At 67.8% G+C, this 12,249-nt stretch carries 8 protein-coding genes and 2 pseudogenes; all 10 read left to right on the forward strand.

Features of this window, described 5'->3' with window-relative positions; translation table 11 throughout:
• Positions 1–12 precede the first annotated feature (12 nt).
• The 10 genes and pseudogenes from carA (at position 13) to F8O08_RS06735 (ending at position 12,214) form a co-directional block, all read left to right on the forward strand.
• Positions 13–1,185: a glutamine-hydrolyzing carbamoyl-phosphate synthase small subunit gene (gene carA, locus F8O08_RS06695; RefSeq protein WP_158042891.1), complete on the forward strand. Its 1,173-nt coding sequence runs from the start codon at positions 13–15 to the stop codon at positions 1,183–1,185.
• The gene (carB, locus tag F8O08_RS06700) at positions 1,185–4,487 is read left to right on the forward strand and encodes a carbamoyl-phosphate synthase large subunit (protein ID WP_158042892.1); all 3,303 of its coding nucleotides are present in this window, start codon (positions 1,185–1,187) and stop codon (positions 4,485–4,487) included. The genes carA and carB overlap by 1 nt, the downstream gene beginning before the upstream one ends.
• A complete protein-coding gene (gene pyrF / locus F8O08_RS06705) occupies positions 4,484–5,356 on the forward strand; it encodes an orotidine-5'-phosphate decarboxylase (protein WP_225733595.1) in 873 nt (290 codons plus the stop codon). Before carB ends, pyrF begins: the two co-directional genes overlap by 4 nt.
• A gap of 32 nt (positions 5,357–5,388) precedes the next feature.
• Positions 5,389–5,952: pseudogene (gene gmk, locus F8O08_RS06710) on the forward strand (guanylate kinase); the annotation flags it as partial.
• A 2-nt stretch (positions 5,953–5,954) separates the two neighbouring features.
• Positions 5,955–6,206 (forward strand): annotated as a pseudogene (gene rpoZ / locus F8O08_RS06715) (DNA-directed RNA polymerase subunit omega); the annotation flags it as partial.
• Positions 6,207–6,340: 134 nt separating this feature from the next.
• A complete protein-coding gene (coaBC, locus tag F8O08_RS06720) occupies positions 6,341–7,525 on the forward strand; it encodes a bifunctional phosphopantothenoylcysteine decarboxylase/phosphopantothenate--cysteine ligase CoaBC (protein WP_158038073.1) in 1,185 nt (394 codons plus the stop codon).
• A gap of 55 nt (positions 7,526–7,580) precedes the next feature.
• On the forward strand, positions 7,581–7,703 hold the full coding sequence (locus F8O08_RS11055; RefSeq protein ID WP_263970017.1) for a hypothetical protein: 123 nt from the start codon (positions 7,581–7,583) through the stop codon (positions 7,701–7,703).
• 29 nt (positions 7,704–7,732) lie between these two features.
• Positions 7,733–8,935 (forward strand): methionine adenosyltransferase, encoded by a 1,203-nt coding sequence (gene metK / locus F8O08_RS06725; protein WP_158031566.1) that lies wholly within the window; start codon positions 7,733–7,735, stop codon positions 8,933–8,935.
• Positions 8,936–9,021: 86 nt separating this feature from the next.
• Positions 9,022–10,932, forward strand: a complete 1,911-nt coding sequence (locus F8O08_RS06730) for a hypothetical protein (protein ID WP_158042893.1) — start codon at positions 9,022–9,024, stop codon at positions 10,930–10,932.
• 136 nt (positions 10,933–11,068) lie between these two features.
• Entirely contained in the window at positions 11,069–12,214 is a 1,146-nt protein-coding gene (locus F8O08_RS06735; RefSeq protein WP_158038071.1) for a hypothetical protein, read from the forward strand.
• Positions 12,215–12,249: the final 35 nt, after the last annotated feature.

A 12,249-nucleotide genomic window follows, 5' to 3' on the forward strand; every position in this document is an offset into this window, starting at 1 on the left:
GAGCACTCACCAGTGTTTGAACCAGCAATTCTCGTGCTCGAAGACGGCACCCGCTACACCGGGCGCGCCTACGGAGCACAGGGCACCACCTTTGGAGAGGCCGTCTTCGCCACCGGCATGACCGGCTACCAAGAGACCCTCACCGACCCGTCGTACGCAGGGCAGATCGTCATTCAGACGGCGCCCCAGATCGGCAACACCGGCGTGAACGACGAAGACAACGAGTCGCGTCGCATCTGGGTCGCCGGCTATGCCGTCCGCGAGCCCAGTCGCATCGTGTCGAACTGGCGCGCCACCTCGAGCCTGGACGACGAGCTGGAGCGCCAGGGGATCATCGGCATCTCGCACATCGACACCCGTGCGCTGACCCGTCACCTGCGAGACAAAGGCGCGATGCGCGCCGGCATCTTCTCGGGAGACGCCGCCGCGCTGTCGCCGGACGAGCAGCTGAAGCAGGTTCTCGCCTCGCCGCACATGGCCGGGCAGAACCTGTCGGCCCAGGTGACCACGCCTGAGGCCTATGTCGAGCCGGCGGTCGGCCAGTCGCACGGCAACATCGCGATCATCGACCTCGGTGTCAAACGTGCGACGGTGCGCAAGCTCGCCGCACAGGGCTTCGACGTGCATGTGCTGCCCTACACGGCGACCTTCGAAGACATCCAGCGGCTCGAGCCGGTCGGCGTCTTCTTCTCGAACGGACCAGGCGACCCCGCGGCCAGTGACGACGTCATCGGGACGCTGCGAGAGGTGCTGGGCCATCGCATCCCCTTCTTCGGCATCTGCTTCGGCAACCAGCTGCTCGGCCGCGCGCTCGGTCTCGGCACGTACAAGCTGCCGTTCGGCCACCGCGGCATCAACCAGCCGGTGCTCGACAAGGCCACAGGTCGCGTCGAGATCACCGCGCAGAACCACGGCTTCGCGGTGCAGGCCGACACCGAGGGCGTCATCGACTCGCCCGAGGGCTTCGGCCGCGTCGAGGTCAGCCACATCGGCCTGAACGATCAGGTCGTCGAAGGGCTGCGCTGCCTCGACATCCCCGCGTTCTCGGTGCAGTACCACCCCGAGGCCACCGCCGGCCCGCACGATGCGAGCTACCTCTTCGATCGCTTCCGCGAGCTGGTGCTCAGCGGGCAGGGCGCAGCCACAGACGTTCAGGCTTCGGGCCTGGAAGGAGACGACAAGTAATGCCACGCAGAACAGACATCAACAGTGTGCTCGTCATCGGTTCGGGCCCGATCGTCATCGGCCAGGCCTGTGAGTTCGACTACTCCGGCACCCAGGCTTGCCGTGTGCTGCGCTCCGAGGGCATCCGCGTCATCCTGGTGAACTCGAACCCGGCCACGATCATGACCGATCCCGACTTCGCCGACGCGACCTATATCGAGCCGATCACCACCGAGGTGCTCGAGACCGTCATCGCGAAAGAGAAGCCCGACGCGATTCTGCCCACGCTGGGCGGCCAGACAGCGCTCAACGCGGCCATCCAGCTCGACAAGGCCGGCATCCTCGAGAAGTACGACGTCGAGCTGATCGGCGCCAAGGTCGATGCCATCGAACGCGGCGAGAACCGCGAGATCTTCAAAGAGCTCGTGGTCGAGTGCGGCGCCGACGTGGCTCGTTCTCACATCTGCCACACGCTCGAAGACTGCCTCGAGGCGGTCGAAGACCTGCACTACCCGGTCGTCGTGCGCCCCTCGTTCACCATGGGCGGGCTCGGCTCGGGCTTCGCCTACGACGAAGACGACCTGCGTCGCATCGCCGGGGCCGGGCTCGACTACTCGCCGACGGCCGAGGTGCTGCTCGAAGAGTCGATTCTGGGCTGGAAGGAGTACGAGCTCGAGCTGATGCGCGACAACGCCGACAACACGGTGGTCGTCTGCTCGATCGAGAACTTCGACCCCGTCGGCGTGCACACCGGAGACTCGATCACGGTCGCCCCGTCGCTGACGCTCACCGACGTCGAGTACCAGAAGATGCGCGACATCGGCATCGACATCATCCGCGCCGTGGGCGTGGACACCGGAGGCTGCAACATCCAGTTCGCGATCAACCCCGAGACCGGGCGCATCATCGTCATCGAGATGAACCCCCGCGTGTCGCGCTCGTCGGCGCTGGCCTCGAAGGCGACCGGCTTCCCGATCGCCAAGATCGCCGCAAAACTGGCCATCGGCTACCGCCTCGACGAGATTCCCAACGACATCACGCAGGTGACGCCGGCGAGCTTCGAGCCGACGCTCGACTACGTCGTCGTCAAGGTACCGCGCTTCGCGTTCGAGAAGTTCCCCGCCGCCGATGACACGCTCACCACGACGATGAAATCGGTCGGCGAGGCCATGGCCATCGGCCGCACCTTCACACAGGCGCTGCAGAAGGCGCTGCGCTCGGTCGAGAAGAAGGGATCGACCTTCCACTGGGGCGAACTGCCGACCCACGCCGAGGGCAGGCCCAGCACTGCCGAAGAGCTGCTGCGTATCGCCAAGCGCCCGACCGACGGCCGCATCGTCACTCTGCAGCAGGCGATGCGCGCCGGCGCGTCGATCGAACAGGCGCACGAGGCGACCGGCATCGACCCCTGGTACCTCGACCAGATCCAGCACATCAACGAGACCGCAGACTGGATCGCCGAGGCGGTCGAGCTCGACGCGCACGTGCTGCGCATCGCCAAGGAAGAGGGCTTCAGCGACGTGCAGATCGCGCAGCTGCGCGGTCTGACCGAGCAGCAGGTGCGCGACGCCCGGCATGGCTTCGGGCTGCGCCCCGTGTACAAGACGGTCGACACCTGCGCCGGTGAGTTCCCCGCGCGCACGCCGTACCACTACTCGACCTACGAGCAGGAGACCGAAGTCGCCAAGTCGGGCAAGAAGCGCATCGTGATTCTCGGCTCGGGCCCGAACCGCATCGGTCAGGGCGTCGAGTTCGACTTCTCATGCGTGCACGCCTCGTTCGCACTCCACGACGCGGGCTACGAGACCATCATGGTCAACTGCAACCCAGAGACCGTGTCGACCGACTATGACACCTCTGATCGTCTGTACTTCGAGCCGCTCACACTCGAAGACGTGCTCGAGGTCATCCACGCCGAAAGCGAGGCCGGCGAACTCGTCGGTGTGATCGTGCAGCTCGGCGGGCAGACCCCGCTGGGGCTGGCCAAGGGGCTGAAGGCCGCAGGCGTGCCGATTCTCGGCACCACTCCCGAGGCCATCGACCTGGCAGAGGAGCGCGGCCTGTTCGCCGAGATCCTCGAACAGGCGAACCTGCTGGCGCCGCGCAACGGCATCGCGACGAACGTCGACGAAGCTCTCTCGGTGGCCGAGCACATCGGCTTTCCCGTGCTCGTGCGCCCGTCGTTCGTGCTCGGCGGCCGCGGCATGGAGATCGTCTACGACCGAGAGTCGATCATCGACTACTTCGAGCGCATCGGAGATCAGGCGCTGGTCAGCGCCGAGAACCCGCTGCTCGTCGACCGCTTCTTGGACGACGCGGTCGAACTCGACGTCGATGCGCTGTACGACGGCGAGGAGCTCTTCATCGGCGGCATCATGGAGCACATCGAGGAGGCCGGCATCCACTCCGGCGACTCGAGCTGCTCGCTGCCCGCGGTCAGCCTCGGCGAGTCGCACCTGCGCGCCGTGCGTCAGGCGACCCTGGGCATCGCCAAGGGCATCGGCGTCGACGGGCTGCTGAACGTGCAGTATGCGATCGCGGCAGGCGTGCTCTACGTCATCGAGGCGAACCCCCGTGCCAGCCGCACGGTGCCGTTCGTGTCGAAGGCATTGGGGCTGCCCCTGGCGAAGGCCGCCAGCCTCATCATGGCCGGACAGTCGATCGCCGACCTGCGCGAGCAGGGGGTGCTGCCCGAGCAGGACAGCACCTTCGTGCCCGCCTCGTCGCCGATCTCGGTGAAAGAGGCCGTGCTGCCCTTCAACCGCTTCACCACGCCTGAGGGCAAGGTCGTCGACTCGCTGCTCGGCCCCGAGATGCGTTCGACGGGCGAGGTCATGGGCATCGACTGGAACTTCCCGGTCGCCTTCGCCAAGGCCGAGACCGCGAGCAACGGCCCGCTGCCACGCCGCGGCACCGTGTTCGTCTCGGTCGCCGATGACGACAAGCGCAACGTCGTTCTGCCGGTGCTGCGTCTGCAGACCATGGGATACGACATCGTCGCGACCGCTGGCACTCTGCAGGTGCTGCGCCGCAACGGCATCGAGGCGTCGCTCGTGCACAAGCTGAACGACGCGCAGGAGGACATCGTCGACCTGATCACCGCGGGCAGGATCGCGTTGGTGATCAACACGCCTGAGGGGCGCACAGGACGCACCGACGGGTACGAGATTCGTGCCGCGGCGACCGCACACGGCGTGCCGGTGTTCACCACGATCGCCGCGCTCAATGCGCTGGTGACCTCGCTCGAGGTCGTCGACGGGCCGTTCGAGGTGCACTCGCTGCAGGAGTTCGACCAGCTGCGCACCGAGGCCGCAGCACAGTGACCGAGTCAGACCTGCCGGTCGCCGGTCGGCGCCCGTTCGGCGCACGGCTCGCCGAGACCATCACGCGTCTCGGCGGGCTGTGCGTGGGCATCGACCCGCACCCCGCGCTCATCGAGCAGTGGGGATTCGTCGACAACGCGGCCTCGCTCGAACGCTTCGGCCTGACTGTCGTGGAGGCCGCCGCCGGCCGTGTCGGCATCGTCAAGCCGCAGGTCGCGCTCTTCGAACGCTTCGGGTCGAGCGGCATCGCTGCGCTGGAACGTGTGATCGCCGCGGCCCGGGCGGCCGGGCTGCTGGTGATCGCAGACGCCAAGCGCGGCGACATCGGCTCGACCAATGAGGGCTATGCGGCAGCGTGGCTCGCTGCCGAGGCGCCGCTGGCGAGCGATGCGCTCACCATCTCGCCGTACTTAGGTGTGGACGCTCTGACGCCGCTGGTCGATTTGGCCCGCGCCGAGGGCGCAGGGCTGTTCGTTCTCGCGGCGACGAGCAATCCCGAGGCCGAGGCGCTGCAGTCGGCGACGGTGATCGCAGAAGAGCGCACGGTCGCCGAGTCGGTGGCGGATGCCGTGGCCGGCTGGAACGCGACCGACGTCACCGCCGCTGCTGAGCTCGGCTCGTTCGGCATCGTCTTCGGCGCGACGCACGCTCCGGTGTCACGCGGGCTCGACATCCGTGAGACTCCGACGACGCTGCCGCTGCTCGTGCCCGGGTTCGGGGCGCAGGGCGCGCAGCTCGGCCAGCTCGACACGCTGTTTCCCGGCGCTCGCCATCGCGTCGTCGCAAACGTCTCGCGGTCGGTGCTGCGCGGCGGTTCCGAGGGGCTGGCCGACCGCATCGCCGAGGCTGTGGGAGAATTGCAGGCATGACCACCGCTGCAGAATCCGAGATCACGCCTGCGCGACTGACGGTGCTCGCCGGCCCCACCGCCGTCGGCAAGGGCACCGTCGCCGCCTACATTCGCGAGCACTGCCCGCAGGTGTGCCTGTCGGTGTCGGCGACCACGCGCAGGCCGCGACCGGGAGAGATCGACGGAGTGCACTACTATTTCGTCGACGACGCCGAGTTCGATCGCATGATCGCGCAGCATGAGCTGCTCGAATACGCGACGGTGCACAACTCCTACCGCTACGGCACGCCAGAGGCCCCCGTGCGCAGAGCGCTCGCCGAAGGCCGACCCGTGCTGCTTGAGATCGACCTGCAGGGTGCACGTCAGGTGCGTCGCAACGCGCCAGACGCCCGCCTCGTCTTTCTCTCGCCTCCGTCGTGGGACGAACTGGTGCGACGCCTCGTCGGGCGCGGCACCGAGACCGCCGAAGAGCAGCGGCGCAGACTTGAGACCGCAAAGGTCGAACTCGACGCACGAAGCGAGTTCGATGACGAAGTTGTGAACGACTCCGTGGCACGCGCCGCGAACGAAGTCGTACACTTGATGGGAATTCATCCCCAGAAGGAGACCCGCTGAATATGGCAAACACGTACGAAGGCATCATCAACCCGCCCATCGACGAGCTGCTGAAGCGCGTCGACTCGAAGTTCGGGCTGGTGATCTTCGCCTCGAAGCGGGCGCGCCAGATCAACGACTACTACTCAGATCTGCATGACGGCAGCCTGTTCAACAACGTCGGCCCGCTGGTCGACGCGAACGTCGAAGACGAGTCGCTGTCGATCGCTCTGCGCGAGATCGCCGAAGACAAGCTCGAGCTCACCAAGATCGACCCGGCCGAAGAGGCTGCGGCCAAGCAGGCCGCCCTCGACGCAGCGGCCGCAGACGCGGTCGCCGGCGAGGCGCTCGACAGCACCGCTGACTCCGCTGATTCGGCTGCCGCCGACACCACCGCGAACTAACCACCGTGCGCATCCTCTTCGGCGTGGCCGGCGGCATCGCCGCGTACAAGGCCGTGCAGGCTGTTCGTCTGCTGGTGAAGGCCGGCCATGACGTGCACGTCGTGCCGACTGCGAACGCGCTGCGCTTCGTGGGCCTGCCGACGTGGGAGGCGATCTCGCGCAACCCGGTCTCGACCGAGCTGTTCGACGAGGTGTCGCGGGTGCGTCACGTCTCGATCGGCGAGCAGGCCGATCTCGTCGTGGTCGCCCCGGCGACGGCCGACCTCATCGCACGCGCCGTGCAGGGCCAGGCGGACGACCTGCTCACCTCGTCGCTGCTGGTCGCCGAGGCGCCGGTCATCTTCGTTCCGGCCATGCACTCGCAGATGTGGCGGCACCCGGCGACACAGGCCAACATCCAGTCTCTGCGCGACCGGGGAGTGAGTATTCTCGGGCCAGACGTCGGTCAGCTCACGGGCGACGATCAGGGCATCGGCCGCATGGTCGAGCCCGAGATCATCGCCGAGGCCGTCGAACGCAGTCTGCGCCCCAAAGACCTGGTCGGCCGAACGATCGTGATCAGCGCCGGCGGCACCCGAGAGCGCGTCGATCCGGTGCGGTTTCTGGGCAACGACTCGTCGGGCAAGCAGGGCGTGGCCATCGCCGAAGAGGCTCTCGCCCGCGGGGCCGAGGTCATCATCGTGGCTGGGCACCTCGACGTGCACACCCCGCGTGGGGCCGAGGTCATCAAGGCGCGCTACACCGAGTCGATGCGGCAGGCGATCGAGTCGCTCGCCGATGAGGCCGACTGCATCATCATGGCCGCCGCCATCGCCGACTACCGACCTGCCGACCCGGCCAGCGCGAAGCTGAAGAAAGCGCAGGAGGGCAGCGAGCTGAACCTGCGGCTGATCGCCAACCCCGACATCCTCAGTGAGATCTCGCACCGCTCGGGGCGCAGCAACCTGATCGTCGGCTTCGCCGCCGAGACTGCGTCGGGCGAGAGGCTGCTCGAGCTGGGCCGGGCCAAGATCGAGCGCAAGGGCTGCGATCTGCTGGTGGTCAACGAGGTCGGCGAGGGCAAGACCTTCGGCTTTGACGACACTGACGTGACCATTCTCGACGCCAAGGGGCAGATCGTCGCCGAGGTGAACGGCCCCAAGCGCGAGGTCGCCGAGGTGCTGATGAATCAGGTCGCCCTGTCGATCTGACGCGCAGCGACACACACTGGCGTTCTGCGACCGGGTGTCGCACACTGGTTGCGGTGTGCTCGATCCCGGCGACGGGATCGCCTGGCGCGGCAGCCTCGACGCTGCAGCGATGATGAGCAATCTGACGGCGACGATCGGCCGCGTCTCCGCGCGCACGAGCGAGCACACGAGAACCTGAGCAAGACGAACGAATGTAGAGGACGACGCATGAGTGAGAGTGAACTGCGACTGATCAGCAGTGAGTCGGTCACAGAGGGACACCCCGACAAGGTCTGCGACCAGGTCTCAGACGCGATTCTCGACGCCCTGCTCGAAGTCGACGATCAGTCGCTGACGGCCGTCGAGACGGTGGCGACCCGCGGGCTCGTGCACGTCGTCGGCGAGATCAAGACCGAGGGGTACGTCGAGATTCCGCAGATCGTTCGCGACGTCATCACCGGCATCGGCTACACCTCGAGCGACGTCGGCTTCGACGGTCGCAGCTGCGGCGTCTCGCTGTCGATCGGACAGCAGTCACAGGAGATTCGCGACGGCGTGCTCACCTCGTACGAGGTGCGTGAGCTCGGCTCGACCGACCCGTTCGACCGCCAGGGCGCCGGCGACCAGGGCATCATGTTCGGCTATGCGACCGACGAGACCCCCGAGTTCATGCCGGCGCCGATCGCCATGGCGCACAAGCTCACCCGTCGGCTGGCCGAGCTGCGGCACAGCGGCGAGCTGCCCTGGCTGCGCCCGGACGGCAAGGCCCAGGTCACGCTCGGTTATGAAGGCGCCGTACCGCGCACGGTGGATGCCGTGGTCGTCTCGACGCAGCATGATCCCGATCGCACGACCGCTGAGATCCACGAGGCCGTGCGTCGTCACGTGATCGACCCGGTGCTCGCAGACAGCGGGCTGGACGCCGCGGGCATGACCGCGTACATCAACCCGTCCGGCAGCTTCGTCGAGGGCGGCCCGGGTTCTGACGCCGGGCTCACCGGCCGCAAGATCATCGTCGACACGTATGGGGGAGCGGCTCACCACGGCGGGGGCGCCTTCAGCGGCAAAGACCCGTCGAAGGTCGATCGCTCCGCCGCGTACGCCCTGCGCCACGCTGCGAAGAACGCGGTCGCGGCGGGGCTGGCGAAGCGCCTCGAGATTCAGGTGGCCTACGCGATCGGCAAGGCGCGTCCGGTGGGACTCTACGCCGACTCGTTCGGCACGGGCACGCTCGGCAGCGATCGGCGCATCGCCGATGCGCTGCTTGAGGTGTTCGACCTGCGCCCTGAGGCGATTCTCGAGAACCTCGAACTGCGTCAGCCCGTCTACCAGCGCACGGCCGCCTACGGGCACTTCGGTCGTGACGAGCCCGGGTTCACTTGGGAGCGTCTCGACAAGGTCGATCAGCTGCGCGAGGCCGCCGGTCTCTGAACAGAAGCACTCCTGCCTGCAGAGCACCACGTGCTCGCCTCGGATGACGGCGGGGTCGTGTCTGCAGGGTCGGGTAGTGTGACAGCATGACCTCAGACGCGACGCCCCGCATCGCGCACGTCTGCATCGACTCACCGCTTCCGCATCTCGATCGCGACTTCGAGTACGCCGTTCCCGACGATCTCGTCGATCGCATTCGCGTCGGCAGCCGGGTCAAAGTGCCGTTCGGCCATCGTCGGCAGCTTGACGGATGGGTGACGTCGCTCACTGCCAGCGCCTCCTTTGAGGGGCAGCTGCAGCCGATTCGCAAAGTGGTCGGCAGCGTTCCGCCGCTCGACCCCGCGATTTGGTCGCTCACCCGTGCGGTGGCCGACCGGCAGGCGGGCACCGCAGCCGATGTGCTGCGACTCGCACTGCCGGCACGTCATGCCAGAGCCGAACGCACGTGGATGACGAAGCATCCCGAGGCCGCCGCACGCATCACCGGTGAGCCTCTGCCGGGCTCAGACGTCGACTCCGACGACGAGACCGAGCACGGCGCAGTCGGCGAACGCGTGGTCGAAGACGCACCCGGCACCGCACCGTCGACAGCCGATCCTGTGGCCTCGTGGGAGCATCCCCGAGTGCATCAGCAGCCGCATGTGGGCTGCGACCTCATCTCGAACAACCGCGTGGTCTCTGCCTGGGTCACCGATGTGGTCGGCCTGGTTCGCGAAGCGCTCGCGCGGGGAGAGTCGACGATCGTCGCGGTTCCCGACCAGCGCGACGTCGTTCAGGCGCACGGCGCGCTCGTCGAGCGGTTCCCCGACGAGACCGTCGCGAGGCTCGACGGAGCCGTCGATGACGACACCCGGTATCGGTCGTTTCTCGACGTGCTCGGCGGGGTCGCACGCATCGTCGTCGCCACGCGCGCCGCAGCCTACGCGCCGGCCCAGCACCTCGGGCAGCTGATCGTCGTCGACGACGGCGACCCCTCGTATCTCGAGCCGCACGCCCCGTACGCGCATCTGCGCGACGTGGCCCTGATCCGACAGCAGCAGAGCGGGTGCCGTCTGGTGTTCCTCTCTTCGTCGCGGTCGGTCGCGGTGCAGCGTCTCGTCGATATCGGCTATGTCGAACCGGGCGTGCCGGTGGTGCATCCGCGGGTGATTCCCGCTGCCGCGATCTGGGGAGACGACCCCATGCTGCAGCTCGCGCGCATTCCGCAGATCGCCTATACGATCGCGCGCCGGGCCCTGGCCAGCGGGCCGGTGCTCGTGCAGGTGGCCCGTGCCGGCTACCAGCGCGAAGTCACCACAGACGAAGGCACACGGCAGCTGGCCGGCGCCGGGCGCACGGCCGACGAACTTGGCCGGGCGTTCAGCGAGGTGCCGGTGATCGTGGCCACCGCCGAGCAGCCTCGCGAGCAGGTGAGCGCGAGCCCGGCGCTCGTCGTGGCCACCGCAGGCAGCGAACCGCGGTGCCCGAACGGGTACGGAGCCGTGCTGCTGCTCGACGCGCTCTCCATCGTCTCGCGTGAGGGGCTGACGGCCAGCGAAGACGCCATGCGGCACTGGTTCGCCGCGGCTGCACTGGCACGATCCGACGCCACGGTCGTGCTCACCGGCGTGCAGGGCAGACTCGCCGATGCCCTTGTGCAGTGGGATGCTGCGCAGTTCGCCCACGACGAGCTGGCTCAGCGCGTCGCGCTGGGGTTTCCGCCGGCCGTGCGCTTCTTCTCGATCTCGACGGCCCAGGGGGGTACACAGGAGGCGCTCGACGACGCGCAGCTGCCCGAGAGCGTCGAAGTCGTTCAGACCCAGCTGCTGCCCAGCGAGCCGGGCGAGGGCGAGCCCACGCTCGAAGAGGTGACGCTGCTGCGGGTGCCGTACTCAGTCGGTGCCGCCACGGCACGGGCGCTGAAGGCGGCAGTGGTGCGCGCCACCACCGGCCCGGTGCGCAGACAGCGTCGCCTGCGCGTGCACGCCGACGACGTGCGCATGCTGCAGACGAGCTGATCAGACCGTCACGGTGGCCGGCGGACGCCAGACCGGTACCATTGGGTGTGCACACACGATGCGCGGCCAGCGCAAACCTGTGACCGGCCGTCGTCGTCCAACATCGCTGCTTCGCGCAGCGTGAAAGGTTGCGATCATGGCCATTCGGTACACCCTTCCCACCACTGAGATTCTGCAGGAGCTCGCCGGTGAGCGCCCGGCGTCAGTGACGGTCTACGTCGACGCTCAGCCGACGGTGACGGAGCGCGAACGTGCGCAGACCGCCGTGAAGAGCCTGTTCGACGAAGCCGTATCGCAGCTGAAAGTGGCCGGTGAGCCGCAGAGCGTCATCGACGCGATTCAGACGCGTCGTGACGAGGTGCTCGCTGAGAACGACGTCTGGGCAGATCTCGCACGGTCGCTCGCCATCTTCGTCTCACCCGACTTCAGCGACGTCTTCGTGCTGCCCAGCCGCATCGACGACGCGGTCTTCGTGAGCAATCGGTTCGCCGTCGGCCCGCTGCTGCGTGCGGTCAGCCAGCTGCAGGAGGCCCATGCTCTGACCCTCTCGGCCAAGGGCTGGTCACTCTGGCATGCGACTCCTGAGAGCCGAGCCGAGAAGGTCGTGCCCGAGGGCGACTGGCCGGCCGATGCCGAAGAGGCGAACGGCAGTCCAGACCTCGACGGGGGCAAAGACCGGGCGAGCCGTCCGAGCAAGATCGAGAACGATCGCTCGCTCTACTATGCGGCGTATGCACGCGAGGTTGCTCGTGCCACCGCTGCCGAGCTCCAGCGTGCAGACCCGAAAGGCCGGGTGCCGCTGGTGGTCTTCGCCGTGAGCCCGCTGGCCGAGATGTTTCCGCAGCACTTCGCGGCGAGCGACAGCACCGCTCGCGACGTCACCGTGATCGAGCAGGCGGCAGACCATCTGCAGGCCGCCGCCGTCGACGAGCGCATCCGCCATTTTCTCTCTCGCTACAACGTCGAGACCGTCGATGCGGCGCTGCGCAGCCTCGGTGAGAGCGACGGGTCACGCGTCGAGCGCGACCTCGCCGCCGTGGGTCGCGCCGCAGCACAGGGCGCGATCGATACGCTCTACTACGACATCACCAGCCACGTGCACGGCAACTACGACGGTGAGACCGGCACGCTGGCTCTGGACGAGGGCTCAGACGACGTGCTCGGCGAGATCGCGCTGACCGTGCTGCGTCTCGGCGGCAAGGTCGTGGCCGTGCGCGGAGCCGTCCTCGACCAGGACTACTGGACGGGGCCGGTCGTCGCGCTGCGTCGCTTCCCGGCCTGACCGACGAGCACCGACCGCGGCACGGGCGTCTGCGG

Origin of the sequence: Pseudoclavibacter sp. CFCC 13611, from assembly GCF_008831225.1 — a bacterium.
Taxonomy (GTDB): domain Bacteria; phylum Actinomycetota; class Actinomycetes; order Actinomycetales; family Microbacteriaceae; genus Pseudoclavibacter_A.